The sequence below is a fragment of the Streptomyces sp. col6 genome (assembly GCF_008042035.1).
Taxonomy (GTDB): Bacteria; Actinomycetota; Actinomycetes; order Streptomycetales; family Streptomycetaceae; genus Streptomyces.
Map to the genome: position 1 here is coordinate 135,976 of NZ_RDBL01000014.1, position 20,752 is coordinate 156,727.

Consider the following 20,752-nt stretch of genomic DNA (forward strand, 5'->3'; position numbering starts at 1 on the left):
AGGCACGTGCGTCTCGCTCTCGCAGGGGGAAGGCGGCTGATGCCCGGTCACCGCGATCGGGGGCGGGCGCCGGTGGCCGTGTCGTTCCTATCGAATCTCCCCCGGGCGACGGCCCGCGACACCGCGTGGCAGGATGACTCCGTCTGTACGGACTCGTGTACGGCCAGAGGGAAGGGCAAGGCCCGGCGTTGAGCGAGAATCAGAATCTGCTCGCGGAGCAGCGGCGTGCGCTGATCCTCGACGAGGTGCGCCGGCGCGGCGGGGTGCGGGTCAACGAGCTGACCCGGAAGCTGAACGTCTCGGACATGACCGTCCGCCGGGATCTGGACGCGCTGGCCCGGCAGGGTGTGATCGAGAAGGTGCACGGCGGTGCCGTGCCCGTGGTCGAGGCGAGCACGCACGAGCCGGGTTTCGAGGCGAAGTCGACGCTGGAGCTGACCGCCAAGGAGGACATCGCCCGCGCCGCCGCCGCGATGGCCGTGCCCGGCAGCGCGATCGCCCTGTCCGGCGGCACCACGACGTACGCGCTGGCCCAGCATCTGCTGGACGTGCCGGACCTGACCGTGGTGACGAACTCGGTACGGGTCGCGGACGTGTTCCACGCGGCGCAGCGGCCCGGTGCGCCGGGCGGCCGTCCGGGGGCGGCGACAGTCGTCCTCACGGGCGGGGTGCGTACGCCGTCCGACTCGCTGGTCGGCCCGGTCGCCGACCGGGCGATCGCCGCGCTCCACTTCGATGTGCTCTTCCTCGGGGTCCACGGAATCTCGGTCGAGGCGGGGCTGTCCACGCCGAACCTCGCGGAGGCGGAGACGAACCGCCGGTTCGTGCAGTCGGCGCGGCGGGTGGTGGTGGTCGCCGACCACACCAAGTGGGGCACGGTCGGTCTCAGCTCGTTCGCCGCGCTGGACGAGGTGAGCACGCTCGTCACGGACGCCGGCCTGCCGACGGGCGCGCGGGCGGAGATCGAGGAGCACCTGCCCGGTCTGCTGGTCGCCGGCGGGGACGACGGGCCCGCCGAGGGCTGAGGATTCCGCTCCGCTCGCGACGGGGCGGTCACGCCCTAGGATCGTGGTGTGGCCGTCTTCCGGATCGAGCGTTTCACCTCGTTGCCCGCAGCCGAGTCCTGGCGCCGGGTGACGGACTGGGAGCGGCATGCCGCGCAGGTGCCGCTGACCGTGATCACGGTGCCGACCGGTCTGCCGACCCGGGTCGGGACGGTCTTCGTGGCACGGACCGGGGTGGGTCCGCTGGCGTTCGACGATCCGATGGAAGTGGTCCGGTGGTCGCCGCCCGCCGGAAGCCGGGCCGGGATGTGCCGGCTGGAGAAGCGCGGCCGTGTGGTGCGGGGCCGGGCGTCGATCGATGTGTATCCGAACCGGGCCGGCTCCCATGTGGTGTGGGTGGAGGAGCTGTCCGTACGCCTGCTGCCCCGCTGGGCCGACCCGGTGATCGCCGGTGCGGGCAGACGGGTTTTCGGCCGGGTCCTGGACTCCATGCTGGACCGCCCGGCGCCGCGGTTCGGCCGAGACGCCTGACGATCCGTCAACTCGGTTGCCTTCAGGCTGCTTTATCCCTCCGGCCAGCTACCGGTCGCCAGGAAGTGGTCGATGGTCCGGGCGTACGGGGCGATGTCCAGGCCCTGCGCGGCCAGCCAGGAGTCGGAGTAGTACTTGTCCAGGTAGCGGTCGCCGGGGTCGCAGATCAGGGTGACGACACTGCCTCGGGTGCCCTGGGCGACCATTTCGGCGACCAGTTTGAACGCGCTCCACAGCCCAGTCCCGGTGGACCCGCCCGCCTTGCGCCCGATGGCCCGTTCCAGTGCGCGTACGGCCGCGACGCTCGCCGCGTCCGGGACCTTCATCATCCGGTCGATCGCCCCGGGCACGAAGCTCGGTTCCATGCGCGGCCGGCCGATGCCTTCGATACGGGAGCCGCAGTCGCTGGTGGCGTGCGGGTCGTGACGGGTCCAGCCGTCGAAGAAACAGGAGTTCTCCGGGTCGGGCACGCAGATCCTGGTGTCGTGCTGCATGTAGTGCACATAGCGCGCGATGGTCGCCGAGGTGCCGCCGGTGCCGGCGGTGGCGACGATCCAGGTGGGCTCCGGATACCGTTCGAGCCTCAGCTGCTGGTAGACCGACTCCGCGATGTTGTTGTTGCCGCGCCAGTCGGTGGCCCGCTCGGCGTAGGTGAACTGGTCCATGTAGTGACCGCCGGTCTCCGCGGCGAGCCGCGACGACTCCTCGTACATCCGGCGCGAGTCGTCGACGAAGTGGCAGCGCCCGCCGTGGAATTCGATGAGCCGGCACTTCTCCGGGCTTGTGGTGCGGGGCATCACGGCGATGAACGGCACCCCGATCAGTTTGGCGAAGTACGCCTCCGAGACGGCGGTCGAACCGCTCGACGCCTCGATGACCGGTTTGCCCGGCCGGATCCAGCCGTTGCAGAGCCCGTAGAGGAAGAGCGAACGCGCCAGCCGGTGCTTGAGGCTGCCGGTGGGGTGCGTCGACTCGTCCTTGAGGTAGAGGTCGATGCCCCAGCTCTCGGGCAGCGGGAAGAGCAGCAGATGCGTGTCGGCCGAGCGGTTGGCGTCGGCCTGGACCTTGCGGACGGCCTCCTTGAGCCAGGCGCGGTAGGCCGGGTCGGAACGGTCGATGTCGACGGTCGCCGCGGCTGCGCCGCCGCGCCCGTGCTCACTGGTGTCCATCTGTGCGCTTCTCCTCGTACGACCGGTCTCGGCGGGGCCCACGATAAGCCCCCTACCTGCACAAACGTTGACTTTGATGGCCCATAGCACTTCCTTGGTGTCGCGGCCGGAGGCCGGTGCCGCCCGCTCGGCCCGAATGCGCCGTTCACGTACCGTCCCGCTCTGGTGCACAGGGCCCGGGATGGGCACACTTCGTCTCAGAGGTATCGCGAAGGGGGCGAAGGGGCCATGTCCGAAACGGAGTTCAGCACCACGGGCGTGACGGAGTTCAGCGCGACGGGGGTACGCATCGACCGATGGGCGCGCTCGGTCACCAGGGCCGGGCAGGTGACCGTCAGGGACGGCCGGGTGGCCCTTCTGACGAGTTACGGGAGGGAGATCGACAGCGCGCCGGTGGGCACGGTGAGCGCGGGGAGACCCTGGTTCGCGGGGGCGGACGCCGCGGTGGCGCGGGTCAACGGGACGCGGTACCGGCTGACGATGCGGCGGCCGGACGGCAAACCGGGCGACGCGACACCCTCGCGCCGGTTCCTGGAGGCGCTGTACAGCGCGGGGGGCCGCAGGACCTGAGGGCGGCGCGGCGGGGGCCACCGCGAGTTGCGAAGCCGTATGCCCTGAGCGACATTGGAGTCACGTCACTCATGGTGTACCGGCGGTGACACTGTGATCCAGGCCGCCGGCCCGGACTCAGCAGCGAGCCATGTGCTGGATCCGTTCCTTCGTCTTCTTCCGGACCTATTTCGGGGAGTCGCAGCCGTGATCAGCGAGCCAAGCAGGCACTGCACGGTGGAGCTCCAGGCCCTGCCGTCGCGGATCGGTCAGGTCCGCAGAATCATCTCGGCGCAACTGCGCTACTGGCATCTCGATTCTCTGATCGACCAGACAGCGCTGGGCGTCACCGAGCTCCTCACCAACGTCCACCGGCACGCACAGCCGGACAAGTCATGCACCGTCGAGATCGAGTTGCTGCTCGAACGGCTCACGGTGTCCGTCCACGACCACGATCCACGGCTGCCGACCGTGCGCGAGGCCGACGACTCCAGCACATCGGGGCGCGGGCTCGCACTGATCGCCGCGGTCAGCGAGAGCTGGGGAGTGCGCCCCCGGGGCGGGGAGGGGAAGGTCGTGTGGTTCACGCTGCCCACACCGGCCCCGCTCGCGCGGCCGTCGCACGTGCTGTACGGGGCGACGACCGACGGCCCTTTCGACCTGAGCGGCCTGAAGCATCTGGAGGGTCCACCGCCCTCCACGACCCGGTCGGCCGCGGTGGGCTGACATGACGGAAGCGGGGCATCCCCACGGGGGGTGCCCCGCTTCCGTGTGCCCGGCAGCGCCTTTCTGTACCTACTAGTATGTACACTGTCCGCATGAGCACTCCGGACCGTCTGATCGAAGCCACTCGGGAGCTCCTGTGGGAGCGCGGCTACGTGGGCACGAGCCCCAAGGCCATCCAGCAGCACGCCCATGCGGGCCAGGGCAGCATGTACCACCACTTCACCGGCAAGCCCGACCTGGCGCTGACCGCCATTCGTCGTACGGCCGACGAGCTGCGGGAGACCGCCGGCCGGGTGCTCGACACGCCCGGGTCCGCGTACGAGCGAATCTCGGCCTACCTGCTCCGCGAGCGCGACGTCCTGCGTGGCTGCCCGGTGGGGCGGCTGACGATGGACCCGGAGATCATCGCGAGCGATGAGCTGCGGGAGCCGGTCGACGAGACGATCGCCTGGCTGCGCGGCAGGCTCGCCGCCCTCGTCCGCGAGGGCGTCGAAGCGGGCGAGTTCACCCCCGGCGTCGTGCCCGAGGACATCGCCGCGACGATCGTCGCGACCGTGCAGGGCGGCTATGTGCTGGCCCGCGCCGCGGGATCGACGGACGCCTTCGACGCGGGCGTCCGCGGACTGCTCACCCTGCTCGCCCCGCACGCCTGACCCGCCGACCGTTCTCAGGAGCAGCCGCACATGCGTATCACCAGGAACCGCCCGGACACCCAGCAGGGCCCGGCCGCGCACTTCAACGGCACCGTCTGGCTCGACGAGATCGCCGCACCCGAACCGCCCTCCCGGCTGCGGATGTTCAGCGTGCACTTCGCGCCGGGCGGCCACACCTCGTGGCACACCCACCCGCACGGCCAGGTTCTGCATGTCACCGAGGGCGAGGGTCTGGTGCAGCGCAGGGGCGGACCCGTCGAGACGATCCGGGCGGGCGACACCGTGTGGATCGAGCCGGACGAGTGGCATTGGCACGGAGCCTCACCGCGCGCCTTCATGACCCATCTGGCCGTCGTCGAAGCGGCCGAGGACGGCAGCACCATCCACTGGCACACCGACGCCGGCGTCGCCGACTACCCGGCATCCTGAGGAGCTCTTCGATGCATGCCATGCAGTACGAGATCACCTTGCCCGCCGACTACGACATGGGCGTCATCCGCCACCGGGTGGCGACCCGGGGCCACCTCCTGGACGACTTCCCCGGGCTCGGCCTCAAGGCGTATCTGATACGGGAGCGGGGCGAGGACTCCCCGGTCAACCAGTACGCACCGTTCTACCTGTGGACGCGGCCCGAAGGCATGAACGCCTTCCTCTGGGGCTCCGGATTCCAGGGCATAGTCCAGGACTTCGGCCGCCCGGTGGTCCAGCACTGGACCGGGCTCGCGTACGAGGAGGGCCCCGCGTCGGGCGCACTCCCCCGCACGGCCACCCGCCACCGCTCGTCCGTGCCGCAGTCGGCCGCCCCGGCCGACGCGGTGGAGGCGGCGCTGGAGGAGAGCCGCCGGCTCGCGAAGACCCCCGGCGCGGTCGCCACGGCCCTGGCCGCCGATCCGCGCCACTGGGAACTCCTCCACTTCACGCTCTGGGACGACCCCGCCCCCAAGGCACCGGGCGAGCGCTACCAGGTGCTCCACCTCAGCAGCCCTGAGCAGGACCGGATCAGGGAGGGACGCCAGTGGTAGCGCTGGTCCGCACCGTTCTCGGTGACATCGCACCCGGTGAGCTGGGGGTCTGCGACGCACACGACCACCTCTTCCTGCGCAGCCCCGTGCTGCCGGGGCAGGAGCTGGACGACCCCGGAACGGCGGCCGAACGGCTGCGCGCCTTCCACGCGCTGGGCGGCCGGACGATCGTGCAGTGGACACCCCACGGCATGGGCCGCCGGGCCGGCGCGCTGGCGGAGCTGTCCCGTACGACGGGCACGCATGTGGTGGCCGCGACCGGGCTGCACCAGGCGGTGCACTACCCGCCGGAGCTGCTGGACCGGATCAGGGACGACCTCGCCGGCCTGTTCGTCGCGGAGCTGACCGAGGGCATCGGCACCAGCGGGGTGCGGGCCGGTCTGATCAAGGTGGCCGGCGCCTTCCACACGCTCGACGCACACGCCCGGCTCACCATGACCGCGGCGGCCGGGGCCCACCACCGCACGGGCGCGCCGATCGCCGTCCACCTGGAGCTGGGCACGGCCGCGCTCGACGTCCTGGACCTGCTGTGCGGGGAGTTGGGCGTCCCTCCGCACCGGGTGATCCTCGGCCACCTGGGCCGCTCCCCGGACGGGGCGGTGCAGCGGGAGGCGGCGCGTGCGGGAGCCTTCCTGGCGTTCGACGGGCCCTCGCGGGCCAACCACGCGACGGACTGGCGGCTGCCGGACGAGCTGGCGGAGCTGGCCGGGGCGGGGTTCACCGGGCAGTTGCTGCTGGGCGGTGACACGACCGTGCCGGAGACTCCCGGCATGCCGTACCTGCTGCGCCGGCTGCGTCCCCGTCTGGAGGAGGTGCTGGGCGCCGAGGTGATGGAGGCGGTGCTGGTGACGAATCCGGCGCGGGCGTTCGCGTTCGAGGCGCCGGCGGGCGCCTGAGAACACGGGTTCCCCGGTGTGAGCCGGCCCCTCAGGCCAGCGCCCCCAGCGGGTCGTCCAGGACCGGCTGCCAGGCCAGTTCCGCCGCCCCGACCAGGCTGTTGTGGTCGAGGGTGCAGGGCAGGATCGGCACGCTCCCACTGCGCCCCCACAGGCTGCGGTCGGCCACCACCGCCCGCAGCCGCTCGGGGTCGGCGTCGAGCAGGGCGCGGTGCAGACCGCCGAGGATGATCCGGTCCGGGTTGAGGATGTTGACGAGGCCGGCGAGGCCGAGGCCGAGCCGGTCGATCAGCTCCTCGGCGGCGGTGCGCACCGCCGGGTCCTCGTACTCGTTGCGCAGCAGGTCGCCGGACTGCTTGAGCAGGGACTCCTCGGGGCCGGGGGTGCGTCCGGCGGCGGTGAGGAAGGCGAGCGGGTCGGTCTCGACGTCCAGGCAGCCGCGGCCCCCGCAGTGGCAGGGGCGGCCCTCCGGGTTGACGGTGAGGTGGCCGACCTCCAGGGCGAGACCCGAACTCCCGGTGTGCAGGCGGCCGTCGAGGACGAGCGCGCCGCCCACGCCACGGTGTCCGGTAGCGACGCACAGCAGGTGCTGGGCCTCGCGCCCGGCACCGTGCCGGTGTTCGGCGAGCGCGGCGAGGTTGACGTCGTTCCCGGTGAACGCCGGTCCCTCGATGCCCGCTTCGCGTACGCAGGTGGCGAAGATCTCGCGGACCGGGGCGCCGGCGGGCCAGGCGATGTGGAGCGGGTTGAGGGCGGTGCCCTCCGGCTCGGCGACCGCCGACGGCACCGCGAGGCCGGCCCCGACGCACCGCAGTCCGCTGTCCCGCAGCAGCCGTGCGCAGTCGTCGACGACTTCTCCGATGACCTGGGCGGGGTCGGCGGTGATGGTGACGCAGCCGGGAGCCGTGGCGACGAGCCGGCCGCCGAGGCCGACGAGCGCGGCGCGGAAGCCGTCCGCGTGCACCTGGGCGGCGACGGCCACCGGACCGGACTCCCGTACGGCCAGCCGGTGCGAGGGCCGGCCCTGCGAGCCCGCCGCCGAACCGGGGCTGGAGTCGACGCGGATGAGGCCGAGCGCCTCCAGTTCGGCAGCGACCGCGCCCGCCGTGGCCCGGGTGACCCCCAGCTCGGAGGTGAGGACGGCGCGCGTGGGCGCGCGTCCGGTGTGGACGAGTTCCAGGGCGGGTCCGAGCGCGCTGCGGCCCCTCTCCAACTTCGTCCGGGTGGTGGTCGCCTTGCCGTTCATGGGGGCGAGTCTCCCATGATCCGGAGGTGGCTTTGACGCCGTGGTGGCCGACTTGCCCCGGGTGCGACGCCTCGCCGTGGCCCCGGACCGCGCGCTGCGGGCCGGGCGGGACATCCGTCTTGCGTCCGCTGTCCGGCCGCCCCTATGCTGAGTTTGTGCCGCAACTAAACAAACTGCGGACGGCACTCCCGGGGGGACCTGGCGGCAACACCGCCCCGCTCCCGTCGGCCCGTCTCCGTACCGCGCTGACCGTGTTCTTCGCCCTCGACGGTTTCCTCTTCGCCGGCTGGGTGGTCCGCATCCCGGCCATCAAGCACCAGACCGGCGCCTCGGCCTCCACCCTCGGCCTCGCTCTCCTCGGCGTATCCGCCGGTGCCGTGATCACCATGATGCTGACCGGCCGGCTCTGCCACCGGTTCGGCAGCCACGCGGTGACCGTGGTCTGCGGCGTCCTGCTGTCCCTCAGCATCGCGTTGCCCGCCCAGACGCACTCGGCCCTCTCCCTGGGTCTCGTACTCCTGGTCTTCGGTGCGGCGTACGGCGGGATGAACGTGGCGATGAACAGCGCGGCGGTGGACCTGGTCTCCGCCCTGCGCCGCCCCGTGATGCCCAGCTTCCACGCCGCGTTCAGCCTCGGCGGGATGATCGGCGCCGGGCTCGGCGGGCTTGTCGCCGGCGGTCTCTCGCCCGCCCTGCACCTCTTCTTCCTGACCGGAATCGGCCTGGTCGTCACCGCTGTCGCGGGCCCGGTCCTGCTGCGGCACCCCGCCCCGAAGGCTCCGGAGGCGGTGGTCGCCGCCGCACCCTCCGGCCGGCCCGCCCAGCGCCTGTCCGGGCGGGCGCGCAAGGTGGTGCTGCTGTTCGGCGTGATCGCGCTCTGCACCGCGTACGGCGAAGGCGCCCTGGCCGACTGGGGCGCCCTGCACCTGGAGCAGGACCTGCACGCCCGCCCCGGGATCGCCGCCGCCGGCTACTCGCTGTTCGCACTGGCCATGACGGCGGGCCGGCTCAGCGGCACGATCCTCCTCGAACGGCTCGGGCAGACCCGCACACTGGTGGCGGGCGGCCTCACGGCGGCCGCCGGGATGCTCCTGGGGTCGCTCGCCCCGACGGCCTGGCTCGCGCTGCTCGGGTTCGCCGTCACCGGGCTCGGCCTCGCCAACATCTTCCCGGTGGCGGTCGGCCGGGCCGGCGAGCTTGCGGGCCCCGGCGGGGTCGCCGCAGCCTCGACGCTGGGCTACGGCGGCATGCTGCTCGGGCCGCCCGCGATCGGCTTCCTGGCCGACTGGTTCTCGCTGCCGGTGGCCCTGACCACCGTGGCGGTGCTGGCCGGTGCGGCGGCGGCCCTCGGGTACGGCGCCCGCAAGGCTGCGCACAGCTGAGCGAATGAGTAGCGGTACTCAGGCAGGAACGATTCCCCCCGCGCACGATGGAGACACAGCCATCGACGGGGAGACACCATGAACCCGCCGGCCATGAACCAGCAGACGATCCGCACGCTCGCACGGCTCACCTTCGGCAACGCCGCGTCGCTGCTCTACCTGGGCGCCGTCGCCGTGGCCGCCGTGTTCGTCACCGTGGACACCCTGTTCGTCACCCATGACGACGCCTCGTTCGCCGGTGTCTGGCTGTTCCTGATGGCGGCGCCGACCGTGTTCCTGTTCCTGCTCGGCGGCTCGCTGGCGGGGGCGGAGTCCTTCGGCCCCGCCTGGTTCATGTACCTGGCGCTGACGGTGTCCGTGCTGGTGCAGTCGCTGGCGCTCGGCTGGTTCGTCCGGCTCGTCGTACGCGGCGGCGCCCGCCGGACCGGCTCGGCCCACCCCCAGGGCGCCTGACCGCCTGGCACAATCCGGCCATGAAGATCACGGAACACATAGAGACCCTGGCCGCCGAGGGCCGCCTCCTCGCGGACGCGGCCGACGGGGCCGGGGCCGGAGCACCGGTGCCGACCTGCCCCGACTGGCGGGTACGCGATCTGCTCAGACACACCGCGATGGTGCATGCCTGGGCCGCCGCCCTCGTGCGCGAGGGGCATACCTCGTACGTCCCCGACACCGGGGAATCGCAGCTGGATGGCCCGGAACTGGTGGCGCTCTTCCGCGAGGGGCACCGGCACCTGGTGGAGGTACTGGAGAACGCGCCGCACGACGTGGAGTGCTGGTCGTTCCTCCCCGCGTCCTCGCCGCTCGCCTTCTGGGCCCGCCGCCAGGCGCACGAGACGACGATCCACCGGGTGGACGCCGAATCCGCGCGGGGCGGCGCCCTCTCCCCCGTCGCACCCGCCCACGCGCTGGACGGCATCGACGAACTGCTGCTCGGGATGCACGCCCGCCCGAAGAGCAGGGTGCGCACCGGAACCCCGCGCACGCTGCGGGTCCGGGCGACGGACACAGGCACCGTGTGGACCGTACGGCTGTCGGCCGAGCCGCCGTCGGCGGTACGCGAGGAGGGGCCGGTCACGGAGGCCACCGCGGACTGCGAGTTGAGCGCTCCGGCCGAGACGCTCTATCTCACCCTGTGGAACCGGCTCCCGCTCACGGCCCTGACGGTGACCGGCGACGAGGATCTGGCCAGGCTGTGGCGCGACAACTCCTCGATCACCTGGTCGTGACGCCCTGAACCCGGCCCACGACGGCGGGGCGCGGCCTGCGCCCCGCCGTACGTCCGCCGTCCTCAGCCGCGCCTTCCCAGCAGGCCCACCGTGCGGGCCAGTTCCGTGACGGCCTGACGGAAGAAGACCTCGCGGGCCTCCACCACCCGGTGGAACTGGCCGAACACCTCGAAGGACACCAGCCCGAACAGCTGCGCCCAGGCCGCGACCAGCGGCGCGGCCACCGCCGGGGCCAGGCCGGGGGCGATGTCGGCGGCGAGCCGTTCGGCCTCCGGGCGCAGCTCGCCGGGGAGCGGCGGCAGCGCCAGGCCCTCGTCCCGGTGGGCCTCCTCGACGATGGCGATGAGCACCATGCCGACGCGTGCGGCGGGGCCGACGGTGTCCTGGGGTGCCGTGTAGCCGGGCACGGGTGAGCCGTAGATGAGCGCGTACTCGTGGGGGTGGGCCAGCGCCCAGTCGCGTACGGCGCAGGCGACGGCCACCCAGCGGGCGAGACCGGTGACGGGCGCGCCGGCCGCCCCGGCGGCGGCCCGGTGGGCCCGCTCGGCCGCCGCGCCGACCGCGTCGTACGCGTCGACGATCAGGGCCGTCAGCAGGTCGTCCCGGCTGGGGAAGTAGCGGTAGAGCGCCGAGGAGACCATGCCCAGCTCGCGCGCGACGGCGCGCAGCGACAGTTTCGCCGCGCCCTCGGCCGCGAGCTGCTTTTTCGCCTCGTCCTTGATGGCGGCGGTGACCTCGATACGGGCCCGTTCCCTGGCTCCCCGGACAGTGCTCATGGGGTTCAGTCTGCCACGCAAGCAGAGCAGTGCCCAATAACGAGAGTGCCGACCCGAAGAGAGAGCACTGCTCTTGCTTTTGAGCACCGCTTTCGTGCACACTGATCTCAAGCGAGAGCACTGCTCTCGGAAACGTTCTCTCCACCGTGGGGGTCACACCATGTCGCAGACGGAGCCGTACTACCTGCAGGGCAGCCCGCTCAACGTCCGCTTCAACAGCCTCGTCGGCTGGCTCGCACGGCACGGGATCAGTCTGCTCGGCTCGCAGGAGCTGTCGGTGCGGGGCCGCAAGAGCGGCAAGATGCAGCGCGTCCCGGTCAACCCGCACACCTACGAGGGCGCGCGCTACCTGGTCTCCGCGCGCGGCCACTCGCAGTGGGTGCGCAACATGCGGGCGGCCGGCGGCGGGGAGCTGCGGACCGGCCGCAGGACGCGGACCTTCACGGCCGTGGAGATCGCGGACGACGCGCACAAGGCGGCCGTCGTCCGCGCCTATCTGGAGCGCTGGGGCTGGGAGGTCAACCAGTACTTCCAGGGCATCACGGCGAAGTCCACGGACGCCGAGATCCTGGCGGCCTGCCCGGACCACCCGGTCTTCCTGATCAGCGAGAAGGGCTGACGCACCGGACGGTGCGTCAGCCCCCGGAAGCCCGCGTTCTAACGGTCCATCGCCGAGAGCGCCCGCTGGGCCAGCGGGTGCGAACGGACCAGCTCGGCCAGCGAAGTCGTCCCGCGGGTGATGCCCGCGAACGCGTTCCACGCGGGGCGGAAGCCGGTCAGCACGGCGTGCAGCAGACCCGGGCGGCGCTCGAACAGCTTCAGCATGCGCCGGCCCACGCTCATCTCGACGCCGAGCCCGGCCTTGATGGCGAAGGCGTAGTTGAGCGCCTGGCGGCGGGCGTCCACCGCGTCGTGCGCCTCCGCGACGCGCACCGCCCACTCCCCGGCGAGCCGTCCCGAGCGCAGCGCGAACGAGATCCCCTCGCGGGTCCACGGCTCCAGCAGGCCCGCGGCGTCCCCGCACACCAGCACCCGGCCGCGCGAGAGCGGCGAGTCCTCGCTGCGGCAGCGCGTCAGATGGCCGGAGGAGATCGTCGGCTCGAACCCGGCGAGGCCGAGCCGCGCGACGAAGTCCTCCAGATACCGCTTGGTGCCGGCGCCGTCGCCGCGCGCGGAGATCACGCCGACCGTCAGGGTGTCGCCCTTCGGGAAGACCCAGCCGTAACTGCCGGGCATGGGGCCCCAGTCGATGAGGACGCGGCCCGCCCAGTCCTCCGCCACGGTGGGCGGGACCGGGATCTCCGACTCCAGGCCGAGGTCGACCTGGTCGAGCTTCACCCCGACATGCGCTCCTATCCGCCCGGCGCTGCCGTCGGCGCCCACCACCGCGCGGGCGAGGACGGTCTCGCCGCCGGACAGCACCACGGCGACCGTGCGCCGGTCGGGCACCGCGGCGCCGTGCTGCTCCACCCGGGTGACGGTGGCTCCGGTGCGCAGTTCGGCACCGGCCTTCTGCGCCTGCTCGACGAGCCCCGCGTCGAACTCCGGGCGGTTGATGAGCCCGAAGAGCATCCGCTTGGAGCGGCGGGTGCGGGCCAGTCTGCCGTTGAGCGAGAAGGTGACCGCGTGGATCCGGTCCTTCAGGGGCAGTTCGAACCCGGGCGGCAACGCGTCGCGCGAGAATCCGATGATGCCGCCGCCGCACGTCTTGTACCGGGGCAGCTCCGCCTTCTCCAGGAGCAGTACCTTACGGCCGGCCACGGCCGCCGCGTATGCCGCGGAGGCTCCCGCCGGTCCGGCGCCGACTACGACGACGTCCCAGACGGACGACTCTTCGTGCTCATGTCCGGCGTCTGCGTTCTCGCTGCTCACGATGTGCTTCTGCTCCCGATCCGACCAGTGGCCCAAGCTGCTCACGGCATCCTACGGCTCGTTGTCGCCGAGCCCCGCTGTGGGAGGATCGGCCGAGTCCCCGACGTACCCGCGACGCCGCACTCCAGGCGGGCGAGTACCCGGAAACGTATACATAACGTCGCACCTACCAGGAGCGTGCCCCATGACCGCCCATCCGATCTCCGAGACCGTCGCCTCGCTGATGCCCCGCGCCAAGGCGGAGCTGACCGAGCTGGTGGCCTTCCAGTCGGTGGCGGACCCCGCGGTCTTCCCGAGGAGCGAGTGCGAGGCCGCCGCCGAGTGGGTCGCCGCGGCGCTGCGTACCGACGGCTTCCAGGACGTCGCCCTGCTCGACACCCCGGACGGCTCCCAGTCCGTCTACGGCTTCCTGCCGGGTCCGGCGGACGCCCCGACCGTGCTGCTCTACGCGCACTACGACGTGCAGCCGCCGCTCGACGAGCCGGCCTGGCTCTCCCCGCCGTTCGAGCTGACGGAGCGTGACGGCCGCTGGTTCGGCCGGGGCGCCGCCGACTGCAAGGGCGGCTTCATCATGCATCTGCTCGCGCTGCGCGCTCTCCGGGCCGACGGCGGGGTGCCCGTCTCGGTCAAGGTGATCGTGGAGGGCTCGGAGGAGCAGGGCACCGGGGGTCTGGAGCGGTACGCCGAGGCGCACCCCGGGCTGCTCGCGGCCGACACCATCGTGATCGGTGACACCGGAAACTTCCGGGTGGGGCTGCCGACCGTGACCTCGACGCTGCGCGGCATGACGATGCTGCGGGTGCAGCTGGACACCCTTGAGGGCAATCTCCACTCCGGGCAGTTCGGGGGTGCCGCGCCGGACGCGCTCGCCGCGATGATCCAGCTGCTCGCCTCGTTGCGCGCCGAGGACGGTTCGACGACCGTCGACGGTCTGACCGCGGACACGGAGTGGGACGGTCTGCAGTACCCGGAGGAGGAGTTCCGCAAGGACGCCAAGGTCCTCGACGGGGTCGGGCTCATCGGCACGGGCACGGTCGCCGACCGGATCTGGGCGCGTCCCGCTGTCACCGTGATCGGCATCGACTGCCCGGCCGTGGTCGGCGCGACGCCGTCGGTGCAGGCGAGCGCCCGCGCGCAGATCAGCCTCCGGGTGCCGCCGGGGCAGAACGCGGACGAGGCGACGAAGCTGCTGACCGCGCACCTGCTCGCGCACGCCCCGTGGGGCGCGCGGGTCTCGGTCGAGCAGGTCGGCCAGGGCCAGCCGTTCCGCGCGGACATCGCGAGCCCGGCGTACACCGCGATGGCCGACGCCATGCGGGTCGCGTACCCGGGCCAGGAGATGCAGTCCTCGGGCATGGGTGGCTCGATCCCGCTCTGCAACACGCTCGCCGAGCTGTACCCGGACGCGGAGATCCTGCTGATCGGGCTGAGCGAGCCGGAGGCCCAGATCCACGCGGTGAACGAGAGCGTGTCGCCCGAGGAGCTGGAGCGCCTGTCGGTGGCCGAGGCGCTGTTCCTGCGCAACTACGCGGCGTCCAAGGCGGTCTGAGCCCGCGCCGGGACCGCGCTACGCGTTGAGCGAAGCTCGCCGAGAGCGTAGATCCATGCGGTGACCGGACGGTTCGCCGTACGTTCGCCGCATGGATCTCGTCGAGGTGCTTCCGCAGTTGCACATGTTCCGCTTCCCGATCGGCCAGGCGTACCTCTGGCGCGACGGGACGGAGCTGACCCTGATCGACGCGGGCGACGTGAACGCGGCGTCCGCCATCGAGGAGGCGGTGCGCGGCCTCGGCCACGACCCCGCCGGCATCGCCCGGATCGTCATCACCCACGGCCACCGGGACCACTACGGCGCCGCCCAGGAGCTGGCAGACCGCCATGGTGCCGAGATCCTCGCGCACCGGCTGGACGCGCCGGTGATCCGGGGCGAGGAGGAGGTCGGGGAGCCGGTCCTGCTGGACTGGGAACGCCCACTGTACGAACACGCGCTGACCGTTCCCCCGGCTCCGCCGACCCGGGTCGACACAGAACTGGCCGACGGCGTGACGCTGCCCTTCGCGGGCGGGGCGCGCGTGGTCCACTCCCCCGGCCACACCCCGGGCTCCATCGGCCTGCATCTGCCCCGGCACGGCGTCCTGTTCACGGGCGACTGCGTGGCCGGGGTGGGGCAGGTGATGCTGGGCGTCTTCAACATCGACCGCGAGCAGGCCGTGGCCTCGTTCCGGCGGCTGGCCGCGCTGGAACCGGCCACGGTCTGCTTCGGTCACGGCGATCCCCTCACCGAGGACGCCGCCGCGGTCCTGCGGGCCTCAGCCGACCGGGACTCCGGCCTCCAGGTTGAGCACGGCTGAGCGTTCGCGGGCCCGCAGCGCCCAGCGGAGCCGTTCGTAGCGGGTGGGCGGCAGCAGGGTGGCCGCCTCCGCCTCGGTGACGAACCGCCAGCCGCGCAGTTCGGAGCCGGGGAGGAGCAGCCGTTCGGCGTCCGCCCCGGTCAGCAGGCCGCCGTCGAACAGGAGCCGCAGTCCTCCGTATCCGGGGGGTTCGGGCGCCTCCCAGTCGATGACGAGGAGCTTCGGCACACGTGCGAGCTGGATGCCTATCTCCTCGGCGACCTCCCTGATCCCGGCCTGGGCGGGGGCCTCGCCGGCCTCCACCACGCCGCCGGGGAACTCCCAGCCGGGCTTGTAGGTGGGGTCGACGAGCAGGAACCGGTCGTGCTCGTCGAAGAGCAGCACCCCGGCGGCGACGGTCTCCGCGGTCGGCTCGGGTGTCTGGACGATCTCGCAGGCCGGGGCGGCCCCGGTGTGCACGGCCTCCGCGATGCGCTCGGCCGTCTCGCGCGGGGTGAGCGCGCTGTTGTCGACGGTGTGGGCGTCCCCGGTGATCCAGCCGAGCGCCGAGCGGTAGGGTTCGATCCGGTCGTACGCCCAGCTGCCGGCCGGGTCCACGCCCTCCGCGTCGGCGGGAGACTCCGCCCGGTGCGCGATGCGCGCACGCAGGATCGTTTCCTCAGGTGAGAGCAGCACATGGCGCACCGAGATGCGCCGGGCGGCGAGGCCGCCGAATATCTCGTCGCGGTACTCCTGTCGCAGCAGCGTCATCGGCACCACCAGCACCCCGCCCAGCTCGGCGAGCAGCGCGGCGGCGGTGTCCACCACGAGGCGCCGCCAGATCGGCAGGTCCTGGAAGTCCGTCACCTCGGCGAGCTTCTTCCGGGGCAGCAGGTTGTGCAGCCCCGTCCCGGTGATCTCCGGGTCGTACAAGGTGCTGTTCGGGATCAGATCGATCAGTTCACGCGCGGCGCTGGTCTTGCCGGCGCCGAACGCACCGTTGATCCAGACGATCACGGTTCCCCCTCTTCCGTAGCAGCCCCCTGTGGCTTGCCCGCAACACCCTGTCGCGGAAACACGCCCGGGGCGACACGTTGCTCGTACGGGACGGAGGCGGCCGAAACAGAACTACGGGGTATCGCCCCGCCAGTCCCACTTGTCCGGCTCCTCCGCGCGCGGCCCGTACTCCGCCCGGCCGCCCGGTCCGTAGGCCCCGATCTCGGTGACCAGGGCGGAGCCGTCCGCGAGGGCCACCGGCGTCCACCCCGTCACGTCGAGCAGCAGGCCGTCGAGCGGTCCGCCCACCAGCTCGCGGTAGACGCGCCCCGGCCGGGGGCCCGGGTCGGGGTCGTCGTGGTCGGCGCCGTACACCCGCCGTCGCATGATCTCGTCCATGCGAGCAGGATCGCACCCGCCACTGACATCGGCGGGGCTGCGCGGGGCTCGGCGGGTCACCGGCTCCACACTTCGGTCACAACTCCATCACTAGCGGAGGATTGCCCTCCCATGTGTTGCGCGCGCTGGCTACGGTCGTCCCTCCACGCACCTTCTGGGGGTCCCATGACACACAACCCGTCGCCGCAGCCGCCGCCTTGGGGGCCGCCGCCGCAGCCGTCCCCGTTCGGGCCGCAGGGGCCGGGCGGCCCCGGGGGCCCCGGGGGCGGCGCACCCCGCTGGGCGAGGAAACGCATCGTCATCCCCGCGGCGGCCGTTCTCTTCTTCGTGGGCGTGGGGATGGGCGCCGCCGGGGGCGATCCCGCGACGGACAAGACCGAGGCCGCGGCGAAGGCCGAGCCCGCGCCGACCGTCACGGCCACGGTCTCGGTCACGCCCGCGCCCGAGCCGGCCGTGACCGAGACCGTCACCGCGAGCCCCGAGGCGGTGCCGACCGTCACGAAGACGAAGACCGTCAAGGTCACGGTGACGCCGAAGGCCCCCGCCGGCTCCTCGGACGACTCGGGCTCGGGCTCCGGCTCCGGCGGCGGCGATTCGGGCGGCGGCAGCTCGGCGTACTACGCGAACTGCACCGCCGTACGCGCGGCCGGCGCGGCCCCGATCCATCGGGGCGACCCCGGATACGGCCGTCACCTCGACCGCGACGGGGACGGCGTCGCCTGCGAGTAGGCGCCGTCGGCCTGTCCGGTGGTGTTCCGCCGGACAGGCCCCGTCACCCCTTGCCGGCCCCCAGCGTGAGCCCGGCGATGAAGTGCCGTTGCAGCAGCAGGAACACGATGAGCGTCGGGAGCGCGACGATCACCGAACCGGCGGCGAGCAGGTTGTAGTCCGTGAAGAACTGACCGCGCAGGTTGTTCAGCGCGGAGGTGACCGGGAGTTTGTCGCCGTCGGAGATGAAGACGAGCGCCCACAGGAAGTCGTTGTACATCCAGGTGAACTGGAGCGTGCCCAGCGCGGCCAGCGCGGGGCGGCACAGTGGCAGGGTGATCCGCCAGAACTGCGTCCAGACGCCCGCCCCGTCCACGATCGCCGCCTCCAGGATCTCCTTGGGCAGGGTGCGCATGAAGTTGGCGAGGACGAACACGCAGAAGCCCAGCTGGAATCCGATCTGCACCAGGACGACGGCCCAGTACGAGTCGAACATCGTCATCGAGTCGGACATCCAGTAGGGCAGCGGGATCCGGTTGAAGACGACGTACAGCGGGGTGACGATCACCTGCTGCGGAAGCAGGTTGCCGGCCGTGAAGAGCATCAGCAGGACCAGTCCGCCGCGCATCCTCAGCCGGGCGAGCGCGAAGGCCACGAACGAGGCGAGGAAGAGGGTGACCAGCACCCCCGGGATCGCGATGATCATGGTGTTGACGAAGTACTTCGTCATGCCGGAGTCGGTGAACGCCTGCCGGTAGTAGTCCAGGGAGAGATGGCGCGGCAGCGAGAAGTAGCCGTACTCCGAGGTTTCGTCGTACGGCCGCAGCGAGGCGTAGACGGCGAGCAGCAGCGGGGCGAGGAAGGCCAGCGAGACCGCCATCAGGAAGGCGTGCACGCCGAGCCGGCCGGGGCGGATCCGCCGGCGTGCCGCGGCGGGGGCGGACGGCGCCGGGCGTACGCGCGCGGCCTGCGTCGTGGTCATCGGTCTTTCTCCCCTCGGAGCTCCTGGACCAGGTACGTCACCACGAATCCGAGGGAGACGGTCAGCAGGACGACGGCGATGGCGGAGCCGAAGCCGATCCGGCTGGCCTCGCCGATGATGTTGTCGGTGACGAGTACGGAGAGCAGTTCCAGGCCGTTGCGGCCGTGGTTGACCGCGTAGACGATGTCGAAGGCGCGCAGCGACTCGATGACGGTGATGACGCCGACGATGACGTTGACCGGCCGCAGGGTCGGGAAGACGACGCGGAAGAAGGTCTGCGCCTCGCTCGCCCCGTCGATCGCAGCCGCCTCCTTGAGGGAGGGGTCCACGGCCTTGAGCCCGGCGAGGTAGAGGATCATCACATAGCCGGTGTGGCGCCAGGCGGCGGCCAGCAGGACCATCCAGATGTTGAGGTCGGGGTCGCCCAGCCAGTCGGTCGGGGAATCCGTGTCGCCGAGTACGGCGTTGAGCGCGCCCTGGTCGCGGGAGAAGACGAGCTGCGCGATGAAGCCGACCACGGCGAGCGAGAGCACGACGGGCATGTACAGAGTGGACTGGTAGAAGCGGCTGAACCGCACGCCCCGGTCGATCAGTACCGCCAGGAGCAGCCCGAACGGGGTGGCGACGAGGCCGAGGAAGGCCAGCCAGAGCAGGTTGTGCCGGGCGGCGGGCCAGAACTGCGGGTAGTTCGTGAAGAGGTCCGTGTAGTTGCGCGTACCGACCCACTCGATGTCGCCGATCCCGTCCCAGCTGGTGAAGGAGAGGACGACGGAAGCCAGGGTCGGCCCCCAGACCACGGCGAGGTCGAGCAGGACGGGCAGGCCGAGCAGGACACCGAGCACGACGAGGTCGCGGTGGGTGAACCGCCGCGAGCCCCGTCGTCCGGTGCGCCGCCCCGAGATGAACGACACGTTGCGTACTCCCGGTTCAGTCCGAGGCGAAGATGGTCTTCTTCTGCCGTTCGATGCCGTTGACCAGGCCGTCCACGTCGTTCGGACTGCTGATGAACTTCTGGATCGCCGGGATCATCACCGTGGAGGCGAAATCGGGGCGGGTGTCACGGTCCAGGAACTGGGAGATCTGCTTGGCGCCCGAGACGAGTTCGACGGCCTTCTTCTGGATCGCCGAATACCCGGAGGTGTCCGCCTCCTCGCTGACCGCGATGTTGTTCGGGTCGCTCTTGAGGTAGATGTCCTCGGCCTTGCCGGTGGCGAGCCACTTCAGCAGGTCCTTGGCGCTCTCCAGGGTCTTCTTGTTCTTGAGGTTCTTGGACTTCTTGGCGAGCAGGAACCCGTCGATGGGCGCCTCGACGGCGTCCTGGCCGTGCTCGGGGTTGATCGCGGGGAACGGGAAGAAGTCGAGGTCGGCCTGCTCTCCCTTGGGGAACTGCGCCCCGGGGTGCGGGAGGCCGAGGACGGTCATGCCCGCCTCGCGCTTCTGGAGGCTGGTGGCGGCCTCCTGCCAGGTGCGGCCGTTGGCGCCGGGCTGGCAGTACGGAAGGAGACGCCGCCAGGTGTCGAAGACCTCCCTCACGCGCTTGTCCGTCCATGCCTCCTCTCCGGCCATGAGGCTCTTGTGGAATTCATATCCGTTGGTGCGCATGTTGATGTAGTCGAAGGTGCCCATGGCGGGCCAGCCGTCCTTGTCGCAGAACGCGATGGGGTCCAGCTTGTCCTTCTTCATCTGCCGGGCGAGTGCCACGTACTCGTCCAGCGTGGTGGGCACCTCGTAGCCCCGCTCGGTGAACAGGCTCTTCCGGTGGAAGACGGCCCACGGATAGTAGTAGTACGGGGTGAGATACTGCTTGCCGTCCTCGCCGCTGGACTGGTCCTTCAGGGCGTCGGAGAATCCCGTGTAGTGCTGCCAGTTGTCACTGATGTCGTGCAACAGGCCCTTCTTGGCGAAGAACTGCATACGGTTCCCGGCGAACCACATGAAGACGTCGTCGGGCTTGCCCTGGAGATAGCGGTTGATGTTCTCCTGGAAGGTGTTGTGGTCGACGGTGTTGACCTTCACCTTGCGCCCGTCGGACTGATCCGCGTACGCCGTGAACGCGTCGGCGAACGCCTTCTTGGGAACGGGGTCGGACGCATTCGATCCCAGGGTGATGGTCTTGCCGTCCCCGCCGGGACCGCCGCCGCACGCGGTGAGCAGGGCGGGAAGTGTGACCGCTCCGGCACCGACGGCCGCGCCGCGCAGCAGGCTCCGCCGGGACATCCGATGTCCCGCGACACTGCCGGGCGGATTCGTTCTTTCGTACGAGTGTGCCATGACCCCGTCCT

Annotated in this window: 24 protein-coding genes; 15 read left to right on the forward strand and 9 right to left on the reverse strand. The window is 71.6% G+C overall.

Annotated features, from left to right (window positions below):
- The first annotated feature begins 188 nt into the window (after positions 1–188).
- Positions 189–1,025, forward strand: coding sequence for a DeoR/GlpR family DNA-binding transcription regulator (locus EAO73_RS24405; RefSeq protein WP_147973721.1), 837 nt, complete (start codon positions 189–191; stop codon positions 1,023–1,025).
- Positions 1,026–1,073: 48 nt separating this feature from the next.
- Entirely contained in the window at positions 1,074–1,535 is a 462-nt protein-coding gene (locus EAO73_RS24410) for an SRPBCC family protein (protein WP_147973722.1), read from the forward strand.
- Positions 1,536–1,567: 32 nt separating this feature from the next.
- Here the strand turns inward: EAO73_RS24410 and EAO73_RS24415 are convergent, their stop codons facing one another.
- On the reverse strand, positions 1,568–2,704 hold the full coding sequence (locus tag EAO73_RS24415) for a PLP-dependent cysteine synthase family protein (RefSeq protein ID WP_147973723.1): 1,137 nt from the start codon (positions 2,702–2,704) through the stop codon (positions 1,568–1,570).
- A 228-nt stretch (positions 2,705–2,932) separates the two neighbouring features.
- Here EAO73_RS24415 and EAO73_RS24420 point away from each other — a divergent pair, with 228 nt between their 5' ends.
- The 6 genes from EAO73_RS24420 to EAO73_RS24445 all read left to right on the forward strand — a co-directional run bounded on the left by EAO73_RS24420 (position 2,933) and on the right by EAO73_RS24445 (position 6,550).
- Positions 2,933–3,274 carry a hypothetical protein gene (locus EAO73_RS24420; protein ID WP_147973724.1) on the forward strand — a complete coding sequence of 114 codons (342 nt, stop codon included), beginning with the start codon at positions 2,933–2,935 and terminating at the stop codon, positions 3,272–3,274.
- A gap of 186 nt (positions 3,275–3,460) precedes the next feature.
- The gene (locus EAO73_RS24425) at positions 3,461–3,979 is read left to right on the forward strand and encodes an ATP-binding protein (protein WP_191134206.1); all 519 of its coding nucleotides are present in this window, start codon (positions 3,461–3,463) and stop codon (positions 3,977–3,979) included.
- Between the two features lie 92 nt (positions 3,980–4,071).
- On the forward strand, positions 4,072–4,632 hold the full coding sequence (locus EAO73_RS24430; RefSeq protein WP_224756431.1) for a TetR/AcrR family transcriptional regulator: 561 nt from the start codon (positions 4,072–4,074) through the stop codon (positions 4,630–4,632).
- A gap of 30 nt (positions 4,633–4,662) precedes the next feature.
- Positions 4,663–5,061, forward strand: a complete 399-nt coding sequence (locus tag EAO73_RS24435; RefSeq protein WP_147973726.1) for a cupin domain-containing protein — start codon at positions 4,663–4,665, stop codon at positions 5,059–5,061.
- An 11-nt stretch (positions 5,062–5,072) separates the two neighbouring features.
- Positions 5,073–5,654 (forward strand): DUF4865 family protein, encoded by a 582-nt coding sequence (locus tag EAO73_RS24440; protein WP_147973727.1) that lies wholly within the window; start codon positions 5,073–5,075, stop codon positions 5,652–5,654.
- Positions 5,648–6,550 (forward strand): phosphotriesterase, encoded by a 903-nt coding sequence (locus tag EAO73_RS24445; protein ID WP_147973728.1) that lies wholly within the window; start codon positions 5,648–5,650, stop codon positions 6,548–6,550. Before EAO73_RS24440 ends, EAO73_RS24445 begins: the two co-directional genes overlap by 7 nt.
- A 31-nt stretch (positions 6,551–6,581) precedes the next feature.
- On the opposite strand, the gene EAO73_RS24450 is transcribed toward EAO73_RS24445, so the two are convergent.
- Complete coding sequence (locus EAO73_RS24450) at positions 6,582–7,796, reverse strand: ROK family protein (protein WP_147973729.1); 1,215 nt, start codon at positions 7,794–7,796, stop codon at positions 6,582–6,584.
- 155 nt (positions 7,797–7,951) lie between these two features.
- Between EAO73_RS24450 and EAO73_RS24455 the strand changes: the two genes are divergently transcribed.
- The 3 genes from EAO73_RS24455 (at position 7,952) to EAO73_RS24465 (ending at position 10,407) form a co-directional block, all read left to right on the forward strand.
- Positions 7,952–9,178 carry an MFS transporter gene (locus EAO73_RS24455; RefSeq protein WP_191134207.1) on the forward strand — a complete coding sequence of 409 codons (1,227 nt, stop codon included), beginning with the start codon at positions 7,952–7,954 and terminating at the stop codon, positions 9,176–9,178.
- A 78-nt stretch (positions 9,179–9,256) separates the two neighbouring features.
- A complete protein-coding gene (locus EAO73_RS24460; protein WP_147973730.1) occupies positions 9,257–9,631 on the forward strand; it encodes an SCO4225 family membrane protein in 375 nt (124 codons plus the stop codon).
- A 20-nt stretch (positions 9,632–9,651) separates the two neighbouring features.
- Positions 9,652–10,407, forward strand: a complete 756-nt coding sequence (locus EAO73_RS24465) for a maleylpyruvate isomerase family mycothiol-dependent enzyme (protein ID WP_147973731.1) — start codon at positions 9,652–9,654, stop codon at positions 10,405–10,407.
- A 62-nt stretch (positions 10,408–10,469) separates the two neighbouring features.
- Here EAO73_RS24465 and EAO73_RS24470 read toward each other — a convergent pair whose 3' ends face one another.
- Positions 10,470–11,183: a TetR/AcrR family transcriptional regulator gene (locus EAO73_RS24470; protein WP_147973732.1), complete on the reverse strand. Its 714-nt coding sequence runs from the start codon at positions 11,181–11,183 to the stop codon at positions 10,470–10,472.
- Between the two features lie 160 nt (positions 11,184–11,343).
- Between EAO73_RS24470 and EAO73_RS24475 the strand changes: the two genes are divergently transcribed.
- Positions 11,344–11,802 carry a nitroreductase family deazaflavin-dependent oxidoreductase gene (locus tag EAO73_RS24475; protein WP_147973733.1) on the forward strand — a complete coding sequence of 153 codons (459 nt, stop codon included), beginning with the start codon at positions 11,344–11,346 and terminating at the stop codon, positions 11,800–11,802.
- A gap of 38 nt (positions 11,803–11,840) precedes the next feature.
- Here the strand turns inward: EAO73_RS24475 and EAO73_RS24480 are convergent, their stop codons facing one another.
- Complete coding sequence (locus EAO73_RS24480; protein WP_147973734.1) at positions 11,841–13,055, reverse strand: geranylgeranyl reductase family protein; 1,215 nt, start codon at positions 13,053–13,055, stop codon at positions 11,841–11,843.
- A gap of 184 nt (positions 13,056–13,239) precedes the next feature.
- Between EAO73_RS24480 and EAO73_RS24485 the strand changes: the two genes are divergently transcribed.
- Positions 13,240–14,604: a dipeptidase gene (locus tag EAO73_RS24485; protein ID WP_147973735.1), complete on the forward strand. Its 1,365-nt coding sequence runs from the start codon at positions 13,240–13,242 to the stop codon at positions 14,602–14,604.
- A 91-nt stretch (positions 14,605–14,695) separates the two neighbouring features.
- Positions 14,696–15,406 carry an MBL fold metallo-hydrolase gene (locus EAO73_RS24490; RefSeq protein ID WP_147973736.1) on the forward strand — a complete coding sequence of 237 codons (711 nt, stop codon included), beginning with the start codon at positions 14,696–14,698 and terminating at the stop codon, positions 15,404–15,406.
- On the opposite strand, the gene EAO73_RS24495 is transcribed toward EAO73_RS24490, so the two are convergent.
- Together EAO73_RS24495 and EAO73_RS24500 are read right to left on the reverse strand one after the other, a co-directional pair.
- Positions 15,365–16,402 carry an NUDIX hydrolase gene (locus EAO73_RS24495; RefSeq protein ID WP_147973737.1) on the reverse strand — a complete coding sequence of 346 codons (1,038 nt, stop codon included), beginning with the start codon at positions 16,400–16,402 and terminating at the stop codon, positions 15,365–15,367. The genes EAO73_RS24490 and EAO73_RS24495 overlap by 42 nt on opposite strands.
- A gap of 111 nt (positions 16,403–16,513) precedes the next feature.
- Entirely contained in the window at positions 16,514–16,780 is a 267-nt protein-coding gene (locus EAO73_RS24500; protein WP_147973738.1) for a hypothetical protein, read from the reverse strand.
- A gap of 165 nt (positions 16,781–16,945) precedes the next feature.
- On the opposite strand from EAO73_RS24500, the gene EAO73_RS24505 reads away from it, so the two are divergent.
- Complete coding sequence (locus EAO73_RS24505; protein WP_147973739.1) at positions 16,946–17,509, forward strand: excalibur calcium-binding domain-containing protein; 564 nt, start codon at positions 16,946–16,948, stop codon at positions 17,507–17,509.
- A gap of 43 nt (positions 17,510–17,552) precedes the next feature.
- On the opposite strand, the gene EAO73_RS24510 is transcribed toward EAO73_RS24505, so the two are convergent.
- From EAO73_RS24510 to EAO73_RS24520, 3 genes are read right to left on the reverse strand one after another with little or no spacing between them, the layout of a single operon-like run.
- Positions 17,553–18,470: a carbohydrate ABC transporter permease gene (locus EAO73_RS24510; protein WP_147973740.1), complete on the reverse strand. Its 918-nt coding sequence runs from the start codon at positions 18,468–18,470 to the stop codon at positions 17,553–17,555.
- The gene (locus EAO73_RS24515; RefSeq protein WP_147973741.1) at positions 18,467–19,381 is read right to left on the reverse strand and encodes a carbohydrate ABC transporter permease; all 915 of its coding nucleotides are present in this window, start codon (positions 19,379–19,381) and stop codon (positions 18,467–18,469) included. Before EAO73_RS24515 ends, EAO73_RS24510 begins: the two co-directional genes overlap by 4 nt.
- Positions 19,382–19,397: 16 nt before the next feature.
- Positions 19,398–20,687: an ABC transporter substrate-binding protein gene (locus EAO73_RS24520; protein ID WP_147973742.1), complete on the reverse strand. Its 1,290-nt coding sequence runs from the start codon at positions 20,685–20,687 to the stop codon at positions 19,398–19,400.
- Positions 20,688–20,752: the final 65 nt, after the last annotated feature.

What these genes read in the sequence shown, in the direction of transcription:
- EAO73_RS24415 (WP_147973723.1), bottom strand. Translation starts at nt 2,704, where the DNA reads ATGGACACCAGTGAGCACGGGCGCGGCGGCGCAGCCGCGGCGACCGTC.
- EAO73_RS24420 (WP_147973724.1), top strand. Translation starts at nt 2,933, where the DNA reads ATGTCCGAAACGGAGTTCAGCACCACGGGCGTGACGGAGTTCAGCGCG.
- EAO73_RS24430 (WP_224756431.1), top strand. Translation starts at nt 4,072, where the DNA reads ATGAGCACTCCGGACCGTCTGATCGAAGCCACTCGGGAGCTCCTGTGG.
- EAO73_RS24435 (WP_147973726.1), top strand. Translation starts at nt 4,663, where the DNA reads ATGCGTATCACCAGGAACCGCCCGGACACCCAGCAGGGCCCGGCCGCG.
- EAO73_RS24440 (WP_147973727.1), top strand. Translation starts at nt 5,073, where the DNA reads ATGCATGCCATGCAGTACGAGATCACCTTGCCCGCCGACTACGACATG.
- EAO73_RS24450 (WP_147973729.1), bottom strand. Translation starts at nt 7,796, where the DNA reads ATGAACGGCAAGGCGACCACCACCCGGACGAAGTTGGAGAGGGGCCGC.
- EAO73_RS24460 (WP_147973730.1), top strand. Translation starts at nt 9,257, where the DNA reads ATGAACCCGCCGGCCATGAACCAGCAGACGATCCGCACGCTCGCACGG.
- EAO73_RS24465 (WP_147973731.1), top strand. Translation starts at nt 9,652, where the DNA reads ATGAAGATCACGGAACACATAGAGACCCTGGCCGCCGAGGGCCGCCTC.
- EAO73_RS24470 (WP_147973732.1), bottom strand. Translation starts at nt 11,183, where the DNA reads ATGAGCACTGTCCGGGGAGCCAGGGAACGGGCCCGTATCGAGGTCACC.
- EAO73_RS24475 (WP_147973733.1), top strand. Translation starts at nt 11,344, where the DNA reads ATGTCGCAGACGGAGCCGTACTACCTGCAGGGCAGCCCGCTCAACGTC.
- EAO73_RS24485 (WP_147973735.1), top strand. Translation starts at nt 13,240, where the DNA reads ATGACCGCCCATCCGATCTCCGAGACCGTCGCCTCGCTGATGCCCCGC.
- EAO73_RS24490 (WP_147973736.1), top strand. Translation starts at nt 14,696, where the DNA reads ATGGATCTCGTCGAGGTGCTTCCGCAGTTGCACATGTTCCGCTTCCCG.
- EAO73_RS24500 (WP_147973738.1), bottom strand. Translation starts at nt 16,780, where the DNA reads ATGGACGAGATCATGCGACGGCGGGTGTACGGCGCCGACCACGACGAC.
- EAO73_RS24505 (WP_147973739.1), top strand. Translation starts at nt 16,946, where the DNA reads ATGACACACAACCCGTCGCCGCAGCCGCCGCCTTGGGGGCCGCCGCCG.
- EAO73_RS24510 (WP_147973740.1), bottom strand. Translation starts at nt 18,470, where the DNA reads ATGACCACGACGCAGGCCGCGCGCGTACGCCCGGCGCCGTCCGCCCCC.
- EAO73_RS24520 (WP_147973742.1), bottom strand. Translation starts at nt 20,687, where the DNA reads ATGTCCCGGCGGAGCCTGCTGCGCGGCGCGGCCGTCGGTGCCGGAGCG.